Here is a 20,348-nt window from a genome sequence, read left to right as displayed (position 1 = left end):
AATATTTGTTTGCCTGGCTAGATGAAAATCCTGCACAAGAAAAAAAGCAGGGAATCAGCCCCTGCCTACTTCATTTTTATCGTAAAAAGCTCTGTTTGTCCTTTTTTCGCTTCATTTGCGCCTGCAAATTGCAAAGGTTCTGCGGCATCGCCATTCATAATCACCATAGGGATGACGGTGCTGCTTGCTTTTTCTTTTATTAAATCCAGCCGGCACGTTAAAAGCAGATCGCCTGTTTTCACTTTGTCGCCTTCTTTTACATGCGCTTCAAAGCCTTCACCGTTCATATTGACGGTATCCAAGCCGACATGTATCAAAAGTTCCGCTCCGGAAAGGGTGCGGATGCCGACAGCATGTTTTGTATGGAACAGCTGAATCACTTCTCCCTCAACCGGTGAAACAATGTCTCCGTTTGCAGGCTCGACGGCGATCCCATCCCCCATCATTTTTTGTGAAAATACAGGATCCGGCACTGAAGCCAAATCCATCACCGCTCCGTCAGCCGGAGAAAAAATCACTTCTTCGGCCGGCTTTTTCCGGCTGTCTCCCAATCCAAATAATTTTTTCAGCAATGTGTTGTGCTCCCCTTCCTAAATGTGAATCCGTTACCAGTTTATTCTCCACTATTTAACCATACTTTCTTTTTTCCTTCAATTCTTAACCATACGGCATAACATCGCATAGTCTGTTTGTAAAAAGGCGGTGGTCATATGGATCAATCACAAAACGATAAACTTGATCCGCAAAGAAATGAGGACATCATCAGCCATGCGATGGACCAATTTTTTCACTCAGGTCCCTTCGCAGAATTGATGCAGGGTTTTCAGCACCTTGTCAATTCGGCTTTTACTGAAGCGCAAGTGACGATTGACGTCAGAGAAGAGCCGACGGGCCTCGCGGTTGATATCGGCGTTCCCGAGACGTTCCGTGACGGGGATATGCTGGTGGAAACGAAAGGGTGCTACCTTCACGTTACAATCCGCTACGATCATAAACAGGCTCATTCATCCCACGTGTCTTCAAGCATGACAAGAACCGTTGTCCTCCCGTATAAGGTGAGTGAAGAAGATATGGAAACATCCTGGAATGAACAGACGCTTACCCTCTTTTTCCCTAAAAAATAAGCATGAATGATGGATATCATTCATGCTTTTTATTTGAAGATACTGGTGAAGCCTTTCACCAGCGATCCGACCTGATTTACGGCGCTTACCATCTGCCCCGTTGTATCCATCATTTTATTAAAGTCAAACTGTCCGTTCGTTTTTTTAAACTGGGAGAGTATGCCTGAGAATTGGGAAGACTGCTGCTGATTCGGTCTGGGAACGGGGTAAGGATTCACAAACCCCGGCTGCCCCCCGGGCATGGCTGCCTGAGGAGGAGGGGGAGCAAACGGCTGCTGCATATGACCGTATTCCTGATTCGGATAAAATTGCTGCGGGTACTGCCCTTGCTGTTGATATGGCGGCGGCTGCAATGGCTGTATCTGCTGCGGATACGGTTGCTGTAATGGCTGTATCTGCTGCGGACTCGGCTGCTGCAGCGGCTGTATCTGCTGCGGGTAGAAATATCCCGCCGGCTGCTGGTACATATTTTGATAGGGCTGCGCTCTCCATTGCATATGACATTCCCCCTTGTCTCTCACTAAGTTTCTGCTATATATGTATGAATTCCGCCTTGGTTATGTGCTTTCGGAGATTCTGATCTTTGTCAAATGCTGTCGAAAGTCTTAATTTTTTAAAAACAGAAAAAAGTCGAATCGTTATGTTACCATAATCTCAACATACATGAGAGGGGATGCACCATTATGAACGTATCATACTTAAGAAAGCGTTTTGCTGAAGTGAAAAAATATGAAACAGATTGTGCAGATAAACTGATGGACTTTGCAAAATTCCTCTATATTCAAGGCCATCTCACCGCAACCGAATTTCGAAACAGTATGAAGGTTCTCGAAGCAAGTGGAGCAGAAAACCCGGCGTATGAATAACATACCCGACCCCTTTATATAAAAGAAGGCAGCCGTTTTCAGCTGCCTTCTTTTTCAATTTCATCCCTTAATATACGAAGCGTATATAAAACAGATTCAGTTAAATCCCTGTATCTTTTTTTATGAATATGATGAACATATGATTGGAGCATCAGCTCTCCGAAATTTTCTGTAACGGCCTGAATTTGTGCGTGATGAACGTATTTCGGACGGTTTTCCTGAATAAACGCAAGCGCTGCTTTAGTCCAAAGCGCGCAAAGCCGGTCTCTTTTTTCAACATCGGGTTTAATAATCTCAAAAAAATCATATGAACGGCCTGACTCTTTTCCATCCTGATATCTTTTTTCAGCTTCCAGAACCGCCTCTATCATTTGTTCTGTCAGCTCCAATAACGACTGTGTCTGCAAACGGACTCACCTCAGTACATATGGTACCAAAGTTTTTGCATAAAATCAGCTGATCCGGCATGCTCTCGGCAAATCCTTTTTACGCCGGTCAGCCAAAAACAGGTCATCAATACAAACATGAAGCTCCCGCGCCTCTTCCTCAAGGCGGGAAAGTTTCTCCTGTCTGATTTCTTCAGCTTCCGCCTGACAGGATCTGACTGCTTGGGTAAGCGTTTTTTCAGCAGCAGAAATCCGGATTTCAATATCAGAAAGCAGACGGAGAATATCAGCCTTGCTCGTGTAAACAGACATTCATGTTCCTCCCTTTTATCACTTGCGTCTCTTTAGAATATAATTCTCGTTTTCATACCGCTCTCCTCTGCACATGACAAAACTAGAAGCAGTTCGGCAAACAAACAGAGATTATCCTAAAAGGCGTGCCTTTCGACAAAAAAGTGCCGCAAACTTTGTATGAACCGGCACGTTAATGCAAACGATACAGTTGAGGAGGTGCCGTATGAAAACGAGACCGAAAAATGCAGGTAAACAGCAAAAAACCGAAGCAAAAACGACTGATACGCTTGATAAAAAATTAGGCGGCCCAAACCGCCCTTCCACGTAACACATCAGCAGCCCGAAACCCCAGCGAACGGTTTCGGGCTTTTTCATTTCTTCAGCCACTCTTTAACCGCGAAGAGCGCATGGAGCTCCCGTCTTTTTTGGAAGTACCAGTCCGTCAGTTCAAGCTGTTTCGGCATTTTCTCCTGTAAGAAAGCCCCTTTTCTTAACCTTTTTTGAAACCAATCCGCCCTTTCGCCGTCTAATGGGTGGGCAACAATGGGATAGGTTGTCCTCAGCATCGGTGATGTTCTTTTTTTGATGCCGATCATTTTCTCCATATCAAAGCGCGAACCGGTATGAGGAACGGTATCAAGAAAACGGTAAAAAGAAGCGTGCAGATCAGGACTGAACAGAAGGCGGGCCAGCTGTTTTCCGAGCGTAATTCTTTCTTCGGTTTTCGAAAACCGTTTGACGGAAATTCCGTATAAATGTCCGTCAAATGAAGGGAATATCACCGTATTAAAGTGAAACCAATCACTTAAATAAAAAGGAATCGTGCCAAAAACATTCTTTTTAAACGAAGGATTTTGTATAATAGGTGCTTGGATAGTGTTTTGTTCATTTATAATAAGAGCATACATGAGCCGTTCCGTATCTCCGTCACGCCAAAAGCGAAACCATTCTTCCTGCATAAAAGCCGAGACGCGGAAATGAGGAAGATGACGGAAAAGAGGTTCGCCGATTTGTTTTGACCACTGGTAGACCAGAAGCTGAGGATAGGCATCAGAAAAAATCAGCCAATTCGCCCTTTCATACGAAAGGAAAAACCAGTTTTTCTGACTGCTGTCAAGGCCCTCCTGATAAAGGACGCCTCTTAAATCAGTCATCGACCAGCCCGCATTGCGGGACACAAAGGATGCCAAAAGCGGCCACTTGATCTCAGGATGGCGGTCATAATATGCTTTATAGGCATTCGTCCGGGAAATATTATCGGCATTTTTTATTTTTGTCTCTTTTTCGATCAGGCGAAGAATGGCGGTTACGGTCTGTCGTTTATGCACGTTCATTCACTTCCGTCACTATTAGTTTGATAAGGAGGATGGAAAAAGTGATTCGGTACCCGAATGGAAAAACTTTTCAGCCGAACAAAACGGTTTCATCCCAAAACAGCCAGAAACGGACCCATTCATACAGTAATCGCGGCATGACCCTCGAAGACGACCTGAATGAAACGAATAAGTATTATCTGGCTAACCAAATTGCTGTCATTCACAAAAAGCCGACACCCGTCCAGATTGTAAACGTCCACTATCCGAAAAGAAGCGCCGCAGTCATTAAGGAAGCTTATTTTAAACAGTCTTCAACAACTGACTACAACGGCATTTATAAAGGACGCTACATTGATTTTGAGGCAAAAGAAACAAAAAACAAAACGGCATTTCCCCTGCAGAATTTTCATGATCATCAGATTGAGCATATGAAGCAGGTGGTCAGGCAAGACGGCATTTGTTTTGTTATTATATCCGCTTTCGGAAAGGTTTATTTCCTCGAAGCCGACAAGCTGTTTGTCTTTTGGGACAGAAAGGAGAAGAACGGCAGAAAATCGATTCGCAAAGACGAATTAGAAGATGCTTCCTTTCCGATTTCCCTTGGATACTCACCGAGAATTGATTATATTAGTATTATTGAACAGCTTTATTTTTCGCAGGAACAGTAGACTGAGCGAAAGGTTGATAAACGAAAGGTTGAGATGTTATGTCAGATCAATTTATGAGCCGTGAAGAACGCCGTAAGGCAAGGCAGACGAAAAGCACTAAGCCCTCTTCACCGAAAAAAGGCAAGAAACAGCGTAAAGGCGGTTTATTCAAAAAGATTGTGCTGTCCTTGGTTATTCTGTTTGTCCTTGGCATAGTCGGCGGAGCGGCGGCATTTGCCGTTTTGGTTTCCGGCGCGCCCTCTTTAGACGAAGCCAAGCTGAAAACGCCTTACTCTTCAACGATTTACGATAAAAACGGCAAAGAAATCGCGGAAGTGGGCGGTGAAAAACGAACCTACGTCCCGATTAAGGATATACCCGATGTTGTGAAAGAAGCATTTATCGCAACTGAAGACGCCCGTTTTTATAAGCACCACGGTATAGACCCGATCCGGATCGGAGGCGCCTTGGTCGCAAACTTTACGGATGGATTCGGTTCAGAGGGAGGAAGCACAATCACCCAGCAGGTTGTGAAAAACTCGCTTTTGACCCATCAGAAAACGATTAAACGGAAAGCACAGGAAGTGTGGCTTTCACTGCAGCTGGAGCGCCATTATTCTAAAGATGAAATCTTAGAAATGTATTTAAACAGAATTTATTTCTCACCGCGTGCCTATGGCGTCGGTAAAGCGGCTGAAGAATTCTTCGGCGTAAAAGACTTGAGCAAGCTTACGGTTGAACAGGCGGCAACGCTTGCCGGAATGCCGCAAAGCCCGACCGGATATAACCCGGTTAAAAATCCGAAGGCTTCCGAAAAGCGCCGAAACATTGTTCTCAGCTTAATGGAAAAACAAGGATTCATTTCAAATTCTGAATACCAAAAAGCAAAGAAAGTGTCCATGAAAGATGAAGGCGTCGTCAGCCAAAAGGAATACGATAAAAAGGACACAAATAAATACAGCGCTTTTGTCGAAGAAGTTATGAAAGAAATTGAGACAAAAGAAAAGAAAGACGTCGATATTTCAACTGACGGACTGAAAATTTATACGACTCTTGATACGAAAGCACAAGATTATCTTGATCAATTGATGAACGGCGACACAGCCGGATTTACCGAAGGCATGCAGGGCGGCGTCACGCTCCTTGATACGACAAACGGAGAAATCCGCGCCATCGGAGCAGGCAGGAACAGAACTGCCGGGGGATTCAATTATGCAACACAAGGTAAAACCCAGCCCGGTTCAACGATAAAACCGATCCTTGATTACGGCCCGGTTATTGAAAATAAAAAATGGTCGACGTATGAGCAGATTGACGACTCGGCTTATACGTACTCTGACGGCACTCCGATTCACGACTATGACAATAAATACAGAAATATGATATCAATGCGAGAGGCCCTCTCAGACTCGCGTAATATTCCGGCTCTGAAAGCATATCAAGCAGCCGGTAAAGATAATGCCATCGACTTTGCAAATGACTTAGGACTAGGATTAAACAAAGAGAGTGTAACCGAATCTTATTCGATCGGAGGATTTGGTGAGGATAACCGCGGTGTATCTACTATGACAATGGCGGGCGCCTACAGCGCTTTCGGAAATAACGGAACGTACAATGAACCGCACGCGGTCACATCGATTGAATTTAATGACGGCACTAAGCTTGATTTAACACCGAAACCGAAAAGTGCTATGAGCGATTACACGGCATTCATGATTACCGATATGCTCAAAACAGTCGTGCAGTCAGGAACAGGCAGACTGGCTCAAGTACCGAACGTGGAAGTCGCCGGTAAAACGGGTACGACAAACTTTACTAAAGAGGATATTCAAAAATATAATATCGCACAAGGCGGAGTTCCAGACTCATGGTTTGTCGGATACACCCCTCAATATACAGCAGCGGTTTGGACCGGAGTTGAGTCTGGCAACAAAGCAGGTAAGAAATCACTGTCTTCTGCTGACCAGCAAGTCGCAAAACGGATTTTCCAAAAGCTGATCTCATACGTTGATGACGGTAAAGGAAGCTTCAAGCAGCCTGACAGCGTCGTCAAAGAAACGGTTGAGAAAGGCTCGAATCCTGCCGCTTTAGCCGGACCGAATACACCGGATGATAAAAAAGTGACGGAGTACTTCGTGAAAGGAACGCAGCCAACTGCCGTTTCTAAAACGTACACGAAAGAAAAAGCCGATAAACCGACAGGATTGCAAGTGAAATACGACAAAGATAAAAAATCATTAACCTTAAGCTGGAATTATGACGGTGATGCAACATTCAATGTCAAACAATCCGTTGACGGCGGAAGCTACAGTGACATTCAAAACAGTTCGGCAAAAGAAGCCGTCGTCTCAGATGTCACGCCAGGCTCCACATACAGCTTCCAGGTGACAGCGGAAAACGATGACGGAAAAAGCGATACGGCATCAGCATCTTTCAAAGTCCCGAAAGATGAAGAAGACGATGCAGATAAAGATAAAGCGACTGACGATGAACAGAAGTCTGATGAAGATAAAGATAAAGACAAGACGCAAACCGATGATTCAAACACAGATGACAATCAGACAGATACGTCTGACGGATCGGATCAAACACCCACTGATGACTCAGATAAAAATCAGGATCAATCCGATAAGGATCAAACGGATGACAACAATCAGAATCAGCCCGGTAACGGGACGGATAACAACGGACAGCAAGATAACGGCTCTGATAATGATTCCGATTCCGGTTCAGACGGCACAAATAAACCTGACAGCGGTCAAACGGACAAAAACCAAGACTCATCTTCAAATATCAACGGGCAGTCCAATTCGTCAACCATCCAGTCAAATTCCGCTCATTAGCGGACGAAATCCTTCACCTCAAACAGGTGAAGGATTTTTTTCATACAAAAAAACCTCCTTATGAGAAAAGGAGGTTTTTAACATTTGTTCATGGCTTCATATTTATGATATTGTTTCTTCATCTCCGTCATCAATTCATCCAGCTGAATAAACGAGTGAAATTGAGTCGGTTTCGTTAAAATAAACGCCATTCGCTCCGCCCAATTGATCGGTTCGGCGGGAAAATGTTTTGTTTCAAGCACAGTCCAGTCGAGTGATGTAACCCGCTCCCCTGCCGTCCAGTGAAAAGCGGCAATCAGACAGGCAATTCCCTTCAGCATGTCATTTTGATCACATCTCGATTTTCTTGTTTGAAAAACGGGAAGCAGCGTTTCTTTCGTTTCGTTCCAAATCTGAAACAGAAACGGGACATATTCGCCCCTTTCCCTCCATGGCTGCACTGTTGGCTGACCGCTGAAATCCATATACAGCGGATGGCGGCGCAGCGCCGTTTTGATCTCGTGGCTTTCCAAGTCCGTAAGGCTGCGCAGGTATGTTTCATAGCCTGCCAGAATGTCAATCGCCGTCACCGTTTCACCAGCCCTTTTTTGTCACGCTTCTGCCCTTCTCTGCATAGCGGAAGCAAAGGACATTCCGCACAGCGGGGAGATTGCGCTTTACAATGATACCTGCCGAAAAATATTAATCTGTGGTGCGTAACAGACCAATCCTCTTTCGGCACTTTTTTCATTAATGTTTTCTCTACTTCCAAAACAGAGTCCTTCCAGCGGCAGATACCGAGCCGTTTAGAGACCCGCTCCACATGAGTGTCTACTGCAATCGCAGGTACGCCGAAAGCAACAGACACGACCACATTTGCCGTTTTCCGTCCGACACCCGGCAGATTCACAAGCTCATCCCGGTCTTTCGGCACTTCTCCGCCGTACTCTTCGATGATCATTTTGCTCAGCTTTTGAATATTTTTGGCTTTATTACGGTACAGGCCGATTGATTTAATATCCTGCTGGAGTTCTTCCAGCGATACGGCAAGATAATCTTCGGGCCGTTTATATTTTTGAAATAGCGTTTTTGTCACTCTGTTGACGAGAGCATCCGTACATTGCGCGGATAATGCGACTGCCACAACCAATTCGAAAGGATTTGAATGGACAAGTTCACATTCTGCGTGCGGAAACATATCGCCGATTTTTTCAAGACAATATTCAATCTGCTTTAAATTTAACACGTTTCTCCCCTTCTCATGTTATTGTTCCAGCCAATTGTAAAAAGGCACCTGCCTCGTATACTCTTTTTGCGGATCATTTTGTTTCGTTTGAACACGCCGGAATTTTTGGCTGTGCGCCTTCGCCTGCTCAACCGTTTTGAAGCCGTTCTTTTTCCATTCAAATAAAATCCGGTCAATATAGCGAAAACTGAGTTTCCCCGATAAAACGGCTTCTTTTAAGGCGTGTTTAATCAGAATCGCATCATGCTGATCCTGATCCTGCCATATGGCCAGCGTCTCGCATTCAAGCGGCGACAGCGGTCTTCCGAACTCTTCTTCAAAGATGGTATACAGGCTTTTTTGTTCTCTTTCTGACGTTCTTTCCTGCGTTTCGTTTTGTGAATGCTGCATGTAATCATACAGCTTCGCCCATAACGGCTGCAGAGAATATTTTTCAAACTTTATACCGTTATGGTCTTCACATTCTTCAATAAACAGAAAACCTTTTTGAATAAACATTCTCAGGCAGCTTGTACATTCTTCAGCAGAGATGGACATGCCTGATTGAAGTTCAAACGGCGTCGGAAAATAAGAGCCTTTTTCCAAATGCATTTTAATCTTCAAAAGCAGGATCAATTCGGTTTCATTCAGCCCAAGCTGCCGGTAATGTGTCAGCAGCAGGTTGGGAATGCTTGAAATGCCGAGTTCCTGCATATCTATAAATTGCTGTTTTTTCATCCTTACACCTCTTACTGTAAAAGGTTATCTCCGGGAGCTTTCCCCTTTACTTAGAAAAAGTCTCCCTTGCAGGAGACTTCGTTTTTCATAACTATTACGGATACAGACGGTTCAGAAGTCTCGGGAACGGAATCGTTTCACGCACGTGAGGCGCTCCGCTGATCCAAGCCACTGTCCGCTCAAGTCCAAGGCCGAAGCCGGAGTGCGGAACAGAACCGTATTGTCTGAGTTCAGCATACCATTTGTAAGCATCTGAATCCAGACCGTGTTCTTTTAATCTTTCTTCCAATAAATCCATATCATGAACGCGTTCTGAACCGCCGATGATTTCCCCGTAGCCTTCCGGAGCGATTAAGTCGGCACATAACACGACATCGTCACGATCTTTGGCAGGCTGCATATAAAACGGTTTTAATGACGTCGGATAATGAGTGATAAACACCGGTTTGTCATAGCTTTCTGCGATCGCTGTTTCATGCGGCGCACCGAAGTCATCTCCCCACTCAATATCGTCAAAGCCTTTTTCTTTCAGGAATTCGATCGCTTTATCGTACGTAATGCGCGGGAATGGCGCTTTGATTTGTTCAAGCTTCGATGTGTCTCTTCCTAATGTGTTCAGCTCGATCTTACAATGTTCCAGCACGCTTTGCACGATGTATGCAACATAATTCTCCTGAACTTCAAGGTTTTCTTCAAATTCAACAAATGCCATTTCAGGCTCAATCATCCAGAATTCGATGAGATGGCGTTTCGTTTTCGATTTTTCCGCTCTGAACGTCGGCCCGAAAGAGAATACTTTTCCGAGCGCCATTGCAGCTGCTTCCATATACAGCTGGCCGCTTTGAGACAAGAAGGCGTCTTCATCAAAATATTTCGTCGCGAACAGCTCAGTCGTGCCTTCCGGAGCGCTTCCCGTCAAAATCGGCGGATCAACTTTCACGAAGCCTTCTTTGTTGAAAAATTCATAAGTCGCACGGATGATTTCGTTGCGGATTTTCATAATTGCGTGCTGGCGTTTCGAACGGAGCCATAAATGTCTGTGATCCATTAAGAATTCCGTACCGTGCTCTTTAGGCGTAATCGGATAATCAGTCGCTTCGTGAATGACTTCAATGGATGTAACAGCAAGCTCATAGCCAAGCGGTGAACGCTCGTCCTCTTTCACAATTCCTTTTACATAAAGTGACGTTTCCTGCGTCACTGATTTCGCGATTTGGAAGATGTCTTCTTCTACTTCAGCTTTGACGACAACTCCCTGAATGAAGCCGGTACCGTCTCTCAGCTGTAAAAATGCGATTTTACCGCTTGAGCGTTTATTAGCGACCCAAGCTCCAATCGTTACTTCCTCGCCTGTGTGTTTATACACTTGGTTGATTGTTGTTTTCAAACTCTTTCCCTCCAGAACAAGAAAGACATTCAGGAATCTGCCTGAATCTCTTTTTTCATCACTTTATTATACCCGTTCTACTCTAACGGGGTCAATGCAAGTGAAAAGCGGCTTTAAAAGCCGCTTTTTCAGAATCAGCTGTGTTTTTCCGTGAAGCGGCGGATTCTTTCGACCGCTTCTTCTAAAAGATCAAGTGACGTTGCGTAAGATAAACGGACGTTGTCCGGTGAGCCGAAGCCCGAGCCCGGCACGATGGCGACTTTTTCTTCTTCCAGAAGCGCCTTGACGTATTCATCGACATCTTTGAATCCGCAGTTTTCTGCGGCCGCTTTGGCGTTAGGGAACAAGTAAAACGCCCCTTCAGGCTTGACACAGGTGAATCCGGGAATTTCACTGAGCTGAGCGTAAATGGTGTTCAGTCTGTGCTCAAATGCCTGTCTCATCTCTTCCAGCGGCTCAGCCGGACCGTTATAGGCCGCAATGGCGCCGTATTGAGCGATGGACGTCGGATTTGATGTGCTGTGGCTCGCAAGGCTCGTCATCGCTTTAATAATCGTCTCCGAACCCGCCGCATAGCCGATCCTCCAGCCCGTCATGCTGTGAGATTTCGACACGCCGTTAATGATAATCGTCTGCTCTTTCAATTCATCTGAAAGCTGTGCGATTGAGACGTGTTTTTTTCCTCCGTATGTAAGCTTCTCATAAATCTCGTCAGAAACGATCAGAATGCCATGCTCCAGACACACTTTTCCGAGTTCCGCAAGCTCTTCTTTCGTATACATAACACCTGTCGGGTTGCTCGGTGAATTGATAATGAGCGCTTTTGTTTTCTCGGTGATAGCCTGCTTCAGCTGCTCCGGTGAAATTTTAAACTGATTGGATTCCAGCCCTTCTGCATAGACGGGACGCCCCCCTGCCAGTTTCACCTGCTCAGGGTAGCTGACCCAGTAAGGAGTCGGTATAATCACTTCGTCCCCTTCATCAAGAATGACCTGAAATAATGTATACAGAGCGTGTTTCGCTCCGGTGCAGACAATGATTTCTGACGGCTTATATTCAATCCCCTGATCGTTTTTGAATTTTTTTGCGATACTGTCTTTCAGCGCCGGCAGACCGCCTGAAGGCGTATATTTTGTGTGGCCTTCATTCATGGAACGCACCGCGGCATCTATAATGTGCTGAGGCGTATTAAAATCCGGTTCTCCTGCTCCGAGGCCGATGACATCATGGCCTTCTGCTTTCAGTTCTTTCGCTTTTGCAGTAATTGCAAGTGTTGCAGACGGTGTTAATGCGGATACTCTTTTTGCCAATTTCAACTTGAACTCCCCCTAATACGTCTCACGGTGTGATGTTTTTGAGAATCTTGCCGCTTGTAAAGTCCACATAGCTAAAGCTATACTGCCCGCTTTTGTTGATATAGGTCACTTCCCATAACGGAACATTGTTTTCTCTCGCCGGGTGAACGCCATTCAGCTTGGAAACAAGCCCTTCGTCCCGAACGATCTTGGCAGCCTTGCCGCTTGAAATGCCGTCACTGGCTTTTTTTGAGAGAATTTTTGCTTTTTTGTCGGCCGGAACCCATACATACACATCTTTTCCATGTTTATCCGTTCCGGTAACAACATAATATTTCTGTTTGCCGACAAAGGTCTCCACTTTCTCAGCATCTGTCAGATCCGTTTTTTCTTTAGCCGCTGCGGCAGCTGTTTCGTGGCCTTCTTCTTTTTGAGCCATTGCAGATTTAAAAATGCTGGCCGAAAATAAAAGAACTGCTAAAAAAATAATACCAAATACGGCTGTAAATATTAATGCTTTTTTTCTCATCTTTTTCACCTATGTACGATAAATGGTGAAGACCGCTTCATTTTGATTTTCTTCGTCGAGCGCAAGGCCGAACATCAGATTGTCCCGTTTCAAAGTCCGGTTTAATGTATCGACAATTTTATATAAATCATCTGAATGCTCCACATTAATCGTTGACAGAATTTCAATTTTGCTTTCCATTTTTATACCCTCCATCGGTCGAACAAATTTTGTTAGTCATAACGGGATGCGCCCGCGGCATAATAAAATCACAAGGCGGCATGAACCCGCTTTTACTATAAAAACAATTCCTCATCCCACACCACGAAAGCCGCGTTTATGCGGCTTTTATTCCGTTTGGCTGACATAAGCCCCGAGTTCGGCATCCGTCAGCTCCAAAAGAGATGAAGTCGGGAGCGCTTCAAGAAACAGCCGTCCGTAACCCGCCGTCTTTACACGCTGATCTAAAAGAACGATTGTTCCCTTGTCTCCCGCCGTACGGAGCAGGCGCCCGATCCCCTGTCTGAACGTTAACACAGCCTCAGGCAGGGAAATCGTCTGAAACGGATTTTTCCCCTGCTTCTTGGCAAATTCGCATTTTGCGGCGTGAAGCGGATTGTCAGGCGCCCTGAAAGGAAGTCTTGCGATCATGACAGTTGACAATTCATCCCCCGGAAAATCAACGCCTTCCCAGAAATGATTCGTCCCGAGCAAAATCGCCCGGCTTGCCGTTTTAAAGGTTTTCATTAATTTACCGGGACTCCCGCCCGAAATACCTTGGGCGAGAAGCTGAATGCCTGAGATCTCCATACTGAGTTTCAGTTCCTGATACACTTTTTTCAGCATATCATGAGACGTAAACAGGACAAGGATCTTCGGCTGTTTTCCCTTTGACATGATTTCCGCATACTTGGCAATATGCTCAATGACTTCCCGCTCCCCGTCATATTTAACGGATTTCATCTCTTTCGGAATGATGACGTTCATCTGATCATCGTAAGAAAAAGGAGACGGGATGCTTTTGGTGCGCGGATAAAAATCCGCAAGTCCGAGCCTTTCAATCATAAATTGAAAAGACTGCTCCACCATTAAGGTCGCTGATGTGAGCACAACGCTTTTTTTGCGGGCGAAAAACTGGTCTGCCAGCATTTCACCGGGCTCCAAAGGCTGCGCATAGATGCTGACGGCGTTTTTTGCGCCTTTCGCGTCAATTTCAACCCAAACGGCTTCTTTCTCATCATTTTCAAACAGCAGCCTGCTGAACGTATCGCGATATTCTTTCAGCCCCCTGATACACTTTACATATTCGGCCGCTAAAAAAGCCGCTCCGCTTTTCATCTGATCAAGCTTTTGATGTAACAGTTTCTCCTGTACTGAAAACATGTCAAGCAGCTGATCCAGCATCGCACAAAGCCGCTCCGCTCCGTCCGTTATCATGTGAAACCCTTTATCCTGGCTTTTATGATTGAGACTATAGACGAGACGGTTCAGATCGTCTTTAGGTTTTCTTCGTTTGACAAAAGAATGCACTGAACTGAAAAATGCGTCGCTTTCCGATTGAATATGCTTCATCCACTCATCGGCGTCAAAAAAACTTTCCGCCGGCAGTTCATACGTATAAAACAGTTTCCTCATCCGCTTTAACAGTCCGTGTTCCTTTAAGGTTCCGATTCGGCTGAGCTTTGTGTGCAGTCCGATGTATGAAGCTCTCTTCCCGAGGTGCTCGCTGGCAGCGCGTTCGAAATGATGCGCTTCATCAATGATGACCGTTCCGCTTGCAGGCAGTTTTTTCGTTTCACTGCTTTGATCTGAAAACAGCAAAGCATGGTTTGTGATAATCAGATCTGCGGCCTGCGCTTTTTCTTTAGCCCGTTCATAAAACCCGGCAGCCGAGTCCTTCCCTTTTTTCAAAAAAGAATTCTCATCGTAAGCCATGCGCTCCCACAGCAATCTGCCGCCTGATGGAAGATTCAGCTCAGCGGCGTCGCCCGTTTCAGTCTCCGTCAGCCAGACGAGAAGCTGTGCTTTCGTCAAAACCGCATCATAGTTGTCATCTTCCTCATGCAGAATATGTTCAAACTTAGGCAGGCACAGATAATGTGATTTCCCTTTTAAAATAGCGGCTTTGACCGGCCAAGGAAACATACGCTCCAAAAGCGGAAGATCTTTAGACATGATCTGCTGCTGCAAAAGAGTAGAGTACGTGCTGATAATCACGGGAGTTTGTTCCGCTTTGGCAAATAAAACAGCCGGAACGAGATAACCGATCGTTTTTCCGATGCCGGGCGCCGCTTCAATCAGCGCATGCTCCCGATTACGGAAGGCGCCGAGCACTTCATCCATCATCGAAAGCTGCCCATTCCGCTTTTCATAGCGGGGGATGATATCGGATAAGATCTGTTCTTTTTCTTCGTTCCACTTTTCAAGGTCAATGGCCGCATTCACCGGACGGGAAACCGGAATGTGATCGGGCTCTTTAATTGAAAAAGAGGCGTATGGAATGCAGCTCTTTTCTTCCGCCGGCCTGCTTTCATGTATAAAAGAATCCAAAAGCAGCGTCAAATCGCTGATAAAATGCTGTGAAAGCCTTCTAAGCTGCTTTAACGTCGGTAAAGGCAAATGTTTCAGTTTATGTAAAATGTCTAAAAAGACCAGTCCCGTAACCTCCGCATCGCTGTCTGCGCGGTGAGGGCGGTCATGAACAATATTCAGCTCCGCGCACAACTCACCGAGCTTATATCCTTCAAACCCCGGGAAAACAATACGCGAAAGCTCAACCGTATCAAGCACTTCACAATCCGGCAGCTCATAGCCCGCTTCGCTCAGTTCATGCCGGACAAATCCGAGGTCGAAATGAATATTGTGGGCAACAAAATACGCGCCGTCAAGCAGATGAAAAATCTCCTCTGCGACCGCTTCAAACGGCAGTTCATTTTCAACCATTCCGGACGAAATTCCCGTCAGCTGTTCAATAAACGGCGGGATGACCTGATTCGGATTGATATATTTTGAAAACCGCTCAGTTATTTGTCCATTTTCAATGACAACCGCTGCGATTTGAATGATTTTATCGCCCTTTTTCGGCGAATTTCCTGTTGTTTCGACATCTATGACAACGAACCGTTGTTTGTTCATTAAAATGGACACCTCAATTCTTGCATACGAGAAAAGTGTAACACGTTTTGTTGAGAAATGGAGCGGAAAAACAGCTTTTGCCCCTAAATCTTAAAAGAAAACCCCCATGAAGGGGGCTCTTTTACAAAATCGTGTGTGCCGGCTCCTGGCCCAGCATCTGCTCGATTTTATTCTGATCATCCAGTACGGCCACCTTCGGCTGATGGCTTTTTGCTTCCTGATCAGACATCATTTGATAAGAAATAATAATGACTTTATCTCCTTCTTGGACGAGACGGGCGGCAGCTCCGTTTAAACAGATGACGCCGCTCCCCCGCTTACCGGGAATAATATACGTTTCAAGTCTCGCTCCGTTGTTATTATTCACAATCTGAACTTTTTCATTAGCGAGCATTCCGACGGCATCTAAAAGATCTTCATCAATCGTAATACTGCCGACATAGTTTAAATTGGCTTCCGTCACGGTAGCGCGGTGCAGTTTTCCGGCCATCATAGTGCGGTACATATTATGATCTCTCCCATTCATCAATATCAATAATGATATTATCAATCAGTCTGGCTTTAGAAAATTGGACGGCGCAGGCCAGAATGACCTTGCCGTTTAATGTTTTAAGCGGAGTCAGCTCCGGATAAGCGTACAGTTCGGCATAATCAATGACGCCGCTTGTGTTTTCGATGATATCGGTGACGGTTTTTATGACGGTTTCCGGATTTCTTTCACCGTCTTTGATCAGTTCGGCACCTTGCTGCAATGCTTTATAGATCATCGGCGCTTCTTTGCGTTCCTGCTCAGTCAGATAGACGTTGCGAGAGCTTTTGGCAAGTCCGTCTTCTTCTCTGACCGTGTCCACTGCAACCAATTCGATATCCATAAAGAAATCCTCAATCAATCCGTCCACAACCGCTGCCTGCTGGGCATCTTTCAGGCCGAAGTAGGCGCGGGTCGGTTTAACGAGATTGAAAAACTTCGTCAGCACAGTGGCCACTCCGTCAAAATGGCCGACGCGGGAGGCGCCGCACAACACGTCAGTTCTCCTTTTCACTTGCACGGCAACATTTTGCTCGCCTTTATACATGTCACTTGGAGACGGCGTAAACAAAACATCTGCCCCCGCCTGTTCTGCAAGCCGGGCATCGCGCTTTAAATCCCGCGGATATGCTTCGTAATCCTCGCCCGGTCCGAATTGAGTCGGATTGACAAAGATGCTCATCACGACAATATCGTTTTCTTTGCTTGCTTTTTCAACCAGCGTCAGATGTCCTTCATGAAGAAAACCCATTGTCGGGACGAATCCGATCGTCCGGCCTTCTGAGCGGTATTGTGCAATTAATTCTTTCAGCTGTTGAGTTTCTGTCAGTTGTTTCATCGCTTACTTTCCTCCGTACAAGCCTTGCAGCACAGTTTGGTTTATCTGAAAGGAATGCTTTTCTTCCGGGAAAACCCGTTCTTTCACATCACGGACATAATCACTGAGGGCCGACTCAATCGTGCCGTCGATTTTGGCGTATTGCTTCACGAACTTGGGTGTTCTGTCCACGCCGTGGCCGACGACGTCATGATAAACAAGGACTTGGCCGTCCGCTTTTGAACCGGCTCCGATTCCGATGACGGGAATGGATACTTCTTCTTTTATTTTAGCAGTCAGTTCAGCAGGCACGCATTCAAGCACGAGCATCATCGCTCCTGCCTGCTCGCATTTGATGCTGTCTTCAATGAGCTTTTTCGCGCTTTGCTCATCTTTTCCCTGCACTTTATATCCGCCTAATACGCCGACAGACTGCGGTGTGAGGCCTAAATGGCTGACGACGGGAATTCCGCCGAGAGTCAGCGCACGGATGGATTCGAAAACGCCGTCTCCGCCTTCCAGCTTTAACGCGTCCGCGCCGCTTTCCTGAATAATGGCCGCGGCGTTTTTCAATGTATCTTCTTTTGAAAGGTGGTAAGACATAAACGGCATGTCAGTTACGATAAACGTATTTTTCGCACCGCGTTTTACCGCTTTTGTATGGTGAATCATGTCACTGACCGTTACGCCGACTGTTGAATCGAGTCCGAGCACGACCATTCCGAGCGAATCCCCGACTAAAATCATGTCGACTCCCGCCTGTTCCGCAAGCTTTGCCTGCGGATAATCGTAAGCGGTCAGCATCACGATCGGCTCTCCGTTTTCCTTCATTTTCATGAAATCCAGTTTTGTTTTCATTCTGTTTCTCCTCCTCTAAACGGTGAGGAGATGAGCCGCCAATTCTTCGCAAGCAAAAAAGCCTTCTGTAAAATAAGAAGGATTCCCACTTGTTTAACGTTCGGCGAATGTCATCCCTCTGTCCCAGTCCTTTTTTGGATCAAGGCAGACTTTTCGTAATCTCTGTTCTGCTGATCAGGTGCAGTTCATTATGATACTGCCCATAGGAAGTATACCAAATTCACGAGGCTTGTACCAACTAAGATTAATTGAGCTCAATATCGGCAGAATAGATCTTCTTTATACCGTCTCTCGTTTCCAGGAGAAGAACTCCCTCATCATCAATGCCGAGCGATTTCCCGTAAAACGTTCCTTGCAGCGTTCTCGCTCTGAGCTCGTTCCCCAGTCCGACCGCATAGCTTTCCCATAGCAGCTTGATCGGTGTAAAGCCGTGGTTCAAGTAATCCTGATAGCGTTTTTCAAAAGTCAGCAAAATCTCTTGTATCAGACCCGCTCTGTCAATTTTTTCGCCAGCTTCCATGCTCAGGCTCGTCGCAATGTCCTGAAGCTCGCCGGGAAAATCGGCTTCCTGCTGGTTCACGTTGATGCCGATCCCGAGAATAACCGAACGGACACGGTCTTCTTCCGCCTGCAGCTCAGTTAAAATCCCGACGGCTTTTTTGCCGTGAATCATTAAATCATTCGGCCATTTAATGGCGGGCTGTATACCTGTAAAAGCCTCGATGGCCTGAACGACCGCAACGGCGGATAACAGGGTGAGCTGCGGCGTTTTTTGCAAAGGAACGTCGGGTCTCAGAATGAGGCTCATCCAAATCCCGTTTCCCTCCTGTGAATGCCACACTCTGGCCATTCTTCCTCTGCCTGCCGTTTGTTTATCGGCGACTACGAGCGTCCCTTCCGGCGCACCGTCATTGGCAAGTTCATGAGCGGTTTTTTGGGTGGACGGCAGGACGTCCCGGTAATGAAGCTGTTTGCCCAAAACCTCTGTTTTCAGCCCGAAACGGATTTCGGATTCACTGAGTTTCCCCGGTTTTTTAATGAGCCTGTACCCTTTTCGTCTGACCGCCTCAACCTCATAGCCCTCTTTGCGGAGCTCCTCTATATGTTTCCAAACTGCGGTTCTCGAGCAGCCGAGCGCGTCACTTATTTTCTGCCCGGAGATAAAGCCGTCACCCGCCTCAGAAAATAAATCAATTAATCGGGTTCTTAATGTTGATCCCATGATGCGAGCCACTCCTTTATGTCATGTTTTCGGTTAGGGAGCTTCCCTGCCAATACCGCTTCTTCAATCCGGCGAAGTTCTTCGGCCACCCATTTACCCGCGCGGCGGTTTCTGAGCTCCATCAGATCAGCGCCTGAAATGTCGAGGTCTCGAAGGCTTTTGATCGGCAACTGCTCATACAGGCTCTGAACCTCTTTCAGCTTTTGTTCATCAATCGTCTTATGCTTTTTCAGCATCCCGATTTTAACGGCTGAAAACAGCGCCTCTCCCGCCCGGTACATCGCTTCCGCTTCCAGCTGCGCCGGATAAACGCTTATGATCTGCACCGCTTTTTTTATGACTTTTCCCGGCAGTTTCCACTGTTTTAAAAACGCCTCGGCGCTTTTCGGACAAAGACCGAGAAACAATAACAGCGCTGCCCAGCGTTCTTCGCGTGCATCTAAAGAAGAAAACGGAAATCCGCTCGCTTCAAGCATTTGCTGCTCATAACCGGAAAGGCCGGGCAGCTCTTGTATCAGACCTGTTTGCACCATCGTTTGGATCGCTTCTTGTGAGGAAGCGCCCTGCAGCAGCTTTTCAAATTCGACGGTCTTTCGTTCTACTGATACATGTGCCAAAAGCTCCCTGTCTTTTATGACGGCCTCTCTTGTTTCTTTTTCTAACAGAAAGCCGAGCTGACTCATAAAGCGGACGGTTCTCATCATCCGCAGAGCGTCTTCCCGAAAACGGTCTTCAGGATTACCCACCGTACGGATCAGCTTTTGACCGATATCATGCGCGCCTCCGAAATAATCAAGCAGCTCTCCCTCGGCAGACATCGCCATCGCATTTATCGTTAAGTCTCTCCGCTTTAAGTCTTCTGATAAAGAAGTAATGAACCGCACAGCTTCAGGGCGCCGGTAGTCCTTATATTCTGATTCGGCGCGAAAAGTGGTGACTTCATAGGTTTCATCTTCCCACAAGACGATTACGGTGCCGTGCTCTTTTCCTACATCGACAGTCCGCTTAAAGAGGCGCTCCACCTCATTCGGCGAAGCGCTGGTTGCGATGTCCACATCACCTATTTTCCGTTTCATATAGCTGTCTCTGACGGCTCCCCCGACAAAGTACGCCTGATGACCCGCCTTCATCAGATGATGAAGGATGGGGAGAGCTTTGACAAATTCCTGTTCCATAAGA

The 20,348-nt window shown here is 46.2% G+C and carries 23 protein-coding genes; 5 read left to right on the top strand and 18 right to left on the bottom strand.

Annotation, left to right across the window (positions count from 1 at the left end):
- Positions 1 to 65: 65 nt before the first annotated feature.
- On the bottom strand, positions 66 to 572 hold the full coding sequence (locus tag CXL14_RS12645; protein ID WP_012117833.1) for a PTS sugar transporter subunit IIA: 507 nt from the start codon (positions 570 to 572) through the stop codon (positions 66 to 68).
- 138 nt (positions 573 to 710) lie between these two features.
- Here CXL14_RS12645 and CXL14_RS12640 point away from each other — a divergent pair, with 138 nt between their 5' ends.
- Complete coding sequence (locus tag CXL14_RS12640; RefSeq protein ID WP_007612169.1) at positions 711 to 1,124, top strand: Hsp20/alpha crystallin family protein; 414 nt, start codon at positions 711 to 713, stop codon at positions 1,122 to 1,124.
- A gap of 29 nt (positions 1,125 to 1,153) precedes the next feature.
- On the opposite strand, the gene CXL14_RS12635 is transcribed toward CXL14_RS12640, so the two are convergent.
- Positions 1,154 to 1,621 (bottom strand): YppG family protein, encoded by a 468-nt coding sequence (locus CXL14_RS12635; protein WP_014418231.1) that lies wholly within the window; start codon positions 1,619 to 1,621, stop codon positions 1,154 to 1,156.
- 186 nt (positions 1,622 to 1,807) lie between these two features.
- On the opposite strand from CXL14_RS12635, the gene CXL14_RS12630 reads away from it, so the two are divergent.
- Positions 1,808 to 1,990: a YppF family protein gene (locus CXL14_RS12630; RefSeq protein WP_003153532.1), complete on the top strand. Its 183-nt coding sequence runs from the start codon at positions 1,808 to 1,810 to the stop codon at positions 1,988 to 1,990.
- Between the two features lie 38 nt (positions 1,991 to 2,028).
- Here CXL14_RS12630 and CXL14_RS12625 read toward each other — a convergent pair whose 3' ends face one another.
- Complete coding sequence (locus CXL14_RS12625; protein ID WP_014418232.1) at positions 2,029 to 2,397, bottom strand: YppE family protein; 369 nt, start codon at positions 2,395 to 2,397, stop codon at positions 2,029 to 2,031.
- Between the two features lie 45 nt (positions 2,398 to 2,442).
- Entirely contained in the window at positions 2,443 to 2,688 is a 246-nt protein-coding gene (locus tag CXL14_RS12620) for a DUF5446 family protein (RefSeq protein WP_014418233.1), read from the bottom strand.
- Positions 2,689 to 2,893: 205 nt separating this feature from the next.
- Between CXL14_RS12620 and sspM the strand changes: the two genes are divergently transcribed.
- Positions 2,894 to 2,998 carry an acid-soluble spore protein SspM gene (gene sspM / locus CXL14_RS12615; RefSeq protein ID WP_003153525.1) on the top strand — a complete coding sequence of 35 codons (105 nt, stop codon included), beginning with the start codon at positions 2,894 to 2,896 and terminating at the stop codon, positions 2,996 to 2,998.
- Between the two features lie 43 nt (positions 2,999 to 3,041).
- Here the strand turns inward: sspM and CXL14_RS12610 are convergent, their stop codons facing one another.
- Entirely contained in the window at positions 3,042 to 4,004 is a 963-nt protein-coding gene (locus CXL14_RS12610) for a DUF2515 domain-containing protein (protein WP_014418234.1), read from the bottom strand.
- A gap of 41 nt (positions 4,005 to 4,045) precedes the next feature.
- Between CXL14_RS12610 and recU the strand changes: the two genes are divergently transcribed.
- Entirely contained in the window at positions 4,046 to 4,654 is a 609-nt protein-coding gene (gene recU / locus CXL14_RS12605) for a Holliday junction resolvase RecU (RefSeq protein WP_014418235.1), read from the top strand.
- A gap of 38 nt (positions 4,655 to 4,692) precedes the next feature.
- Positions 4,693 to 7,476 carry a PBP1A family penicillin-binding protein gene (locus CXL14_RS12600; protein WP_032863588.1) on the top strand — a complete coding sequence of 928 codons (2,784 nt, stop codon included), beginning with the start codon at positions 4,693 to 4,695 and terminating at the stop codon, positions 7,474 to 7,476.
- Between the two features lie 77 nt (positions 7,477 to 7,553).
- Here the strand turns inward: CXL14_RS12600 and CXL14_RS12595 are convergent, their stop codons facing one another.
- From CXL14_RS12595 to CXL14_RS12535, 13 genes are all read right to left on the bottom strand, one after another.
- Complete coding sequence (locus tag CXL14_RS12595; RefSeq protein WP_021494228.1) at positions 7,554 to 8,045, bottom strand: YpoC family protein; 492 nt, start codon at positions 8,043 to 8,045, stop codon at positions 7,554 to 7,556.
- Positions 8,042 to 8,701 carry an endonuclease III gene (gene nth / locus CXL14_RS12590; protein WP_007612187.1) on the bottom strand — a complete coding sequence of 220 codons (660 nt, stop codon included), beginning with the start codon at positions 8,699 to 8,701 and terminating at the stop codon, positions 8,042 to 8,044. Before nth ends, CXL14_RS12595 begins: the two co-directional genes overlap by 4 nt.
- Before the next feature lie 18 nt (positions 8,702 to 8,719).
- On the bottom strand, positions 8,720 to 9,418 hold the full coding sequence (gene dnaD / locus CXL14_RS12585; RefSeq protein WP_003153516.1) for a DNA replication protein DnaD: 699 nt from the start codon (positions 9,416 to 9,418) through the stop codon (positions 8,720 to 8,722).
- 94 nt (positions 9,419 to 9,512) lie between these two features.
- Positions 9,513 to 10,805 (bottom strand): asparagine--tRNA ligase, encoded by a 1,293-nt coding sequence (gene asnS / locus CXL14_RS12580; protein WP_003153515.1) that lies wholly within the window; start codon positions 10,803 to 10,805, stop codon positions 9,513 to 9,515.
- Positions 10,806 to 10,939: 134 nt separating this feature from the next.
- Positions 10,940 to 12,121: a pyridoxal phosphate-dependent aminotransferase gene (locus tag CXL14_RS12575; protein ID WP_007612190.1), complete on the bottom strand. Its 1,182-nt coding sequence runs from the start codon at positions 12,119 to 12,121 to the stop codon at positions 10,940 to 10,942.
- 22 nt (positions 12,122 to 12,143) lie between these two features.
- Positions 12,144 to 12,629 carry a cell wall elongation/penicillin-binding protein regulator TseB gene (tseB, locus tag CXL14_RS12570; RefSeq protein ID WP_021494229.1) on the bottom strand — a complete coding sequence of 162 codons (486 nt, stop codon included), beginning with the start codon at positions 12,627 to 12,629 and terminating at the stop codon, positions 12,144 to 12,146.
- A gap of 9 nt (positions 12,630 to 12,638) precedes the next feature.
- Positions 12,639 to 12,809 carry a YpmA family protein gene (locus CXL14_RS12565; protein ID WP_003153512.1) on the bottom strand — a complete coding sequence of 57 codons (171 nt, stop codon included), beginning with the start codon at positions 12,807 to 12,809 and terminating at the stop codon, positions 12,639 to 12,641.
- Positions 12,810 to 12,956: 147 nt separating this feature from the next.
- Positions 12,957 to 15,743: an ATP-dependent DNA helicase DinG gene (dinG, locus tag CXL14_RS12560; protein ID WP_029973654.1), complete on the bottom strand. Its 2,787-nt coding sequence runs from the start codon at positions 15,741 to 15,743 to the stop codon at positions 12,957 to 12,959.
- Between the two features lie 121 nt (positions 15,744 to 15,864).
- Entirely contained in the window at positions 15,865 to 16,248 is a 384-nt protein-coding gene (panD, locus tag CXL14_RS12555; RefSeq protein ID WP_003153510.1) for an aspartate 1-decarboxylase, read from the bottom strand.
- Position 16,249: 1 nt separating this feature from the next.
- Positions 16,250 to 17,110, bottom strand: coding sequence for a pantoate--beta-alanine ligase (gene panC / locus CXL14_RS12550; RefSeq protein WP_029973653.1), 861 nt, complete (start codon positions 17,108 to 17,110; stop codon positions 16,250 to 16,252).
- Between the two features lie 3 nt (positions 17,111 to 17,113).
- Entirely contained in the window at positions 17,114 to 17,947 is an 834-nt protein-coding gene (gene panB / locus CXL14_RS12545) for a 3-methyl-2-oxobutanoate hydroxymethyltransferase (protein ID WP_007409480.1), read from the bottom strand.
- Between the two features lie 244 nt (positions 17,948 to 18,191).
- Complete coding sequence (locus CXL14_RS12540; protein ID WP_014418241.1) at positions 18,192 to 19,169, bottom strand: bifunctional biotin--[acetyl-CoA-carboxylase] synthetase/biotin operon repressor; 978 nt, start codon at positions 19,167 to 19,169, stop codon at positions 18,192 to 18,194.
- Positions 19,154 to 20,344: a CCA tRNA nucleotidyltransferase gene (locus CXL14_RS12535; RefSeq protein WP_101287834.1), complete on the bottom strand. Its 1,191-nt coding sequence runs from the start codon at positions 20,342 to 20,344 to the stop codon at positions 19,154 to 19,156. The genes CXL14_RS12540 and CXL14_RS12535 overlap by 16 nt, the downstream gene beginning before the upstream one ends.
- Positions 20,345 to 20,348: the final 4 nt, after the last annotated feature.

This window comes from Bacillus sp. SJ-10 (assembly GCF_002843505.1).
Lineage (GTDB): Bacteria > Bacillota > Bacilli > Bacillales > Bacillaceae > Bacillus > Bacillus velezensis.
This window is presented reverse-complemented; position numbering and strand designations above follow the sequence as displayed.

Bases quoted from the DNA above. Each gene is read 5' to 3' on its own strand.
- CXL14_RS12640 (WP_007612169.1), top strand. From the start codon at position 711: ATGGATCAATCACAAAACGATAAACTTGATCCGCAAAGAAATGAGGAC.
- CXL14_RS12635 (WP_014418231.1), bottom strand. From the start codon at position 1,621: ATGCAATGGAGAGCGCAGCCCTATCAAAATATGTACCAGCAGCCGGCG.
- CXL14_RS12630 (WP_003153532.1), top strand. From the start codon at position 1,808: ATGAACGTATCATACTTAAGAAAGCGTTTTGCTGAAGTGAAAAAATAT.
- CXL14_RS12620 (WP_014418233.1), bottom strand. From the start codon at position 2,688: ATGTCTGTTTACACGAGCAAGGCTGATATTCTCCGTCTGCTTTCTGAT.
- sspM (WP_003153525.1), top strand. From the start codon at position 2,894: ATGAAAACGAGACCGAAAAATGCAGGTAAACAGCAAAAAACCGAAGCA.
- CXL14_RS12610 (WP_014418234.1), bottom strand. From the start codon at position 4,004: ATGAACGTGCATAAACGACAGACCGTAACCGCCATTCTTCGCCTGATC.
- CXL14_RS12600 (WP_032863588.1), top strand. From the start codon at position 4,693: ATGTCAGATCAATTTATGAGCCGTGAAGAACGCCGTAAGGCAAGGCAG.
- dnaD (WP_003153516.1), bottom strand. From the start codon at position 9,418: ATGAAAAAACAGCAATTTATAGATATGCAGGAACTCGGCATTTCAAGC.
- tseB (WP_021494229.1), bottom strand. From the start codon at position 12,629: ATGAGAAAAAAAGCATTAATATTTACAGCCGTATTTGGTATTATTTTT.
- CXL14_RS12565 (WP_003153512.1), bottom strand. From the start codon at position 12,809: ATGGAAAGCAAAATTGAAATTCTGTCAACGATTAATGTGGAGCATTCA.
- dinG (WP_029973654.1), bottom strand. From the start codon at position 15,743: ATGAACAAACAACGGTTCGTTGTCATAGATGTCGAAACAACAGGAAAT.
- panD (WP_003153510.1), bottom strand. From the start codon at position 16,248: ATGTACCGCACTATGATGGCCGGAAAACTGCACCGCGCTACCGTGACG.
- panC (WP_029973653.1), bottom strand. From the start codon at position 17,110: ATGAAACAACTGACAGAAACTCAACAGCTGAAAGAATTAATTGCACAA.
- panB (WP_007409480.1), bottom strand. From the start codon at position 17,947: ATGAAAACAAAACTGGATTTCATGAAAATGAAGGAAAACGGAGAGCCG.
- CXL14_RS12540 (WP_014418241.1), bottom strand. From the start codon at position 19,169: ATGGGATCAACATTAAGAACCCGATTAATTGATTTATTTTCTGAGGCG.
- CXL14_RS12535 (WP_101287834.1), bottom strand. From the start codon at position 20,344: ATGGAACAGGAATTTGTCAAAGCTCTCCCCATCCTTCATCATCTGATG.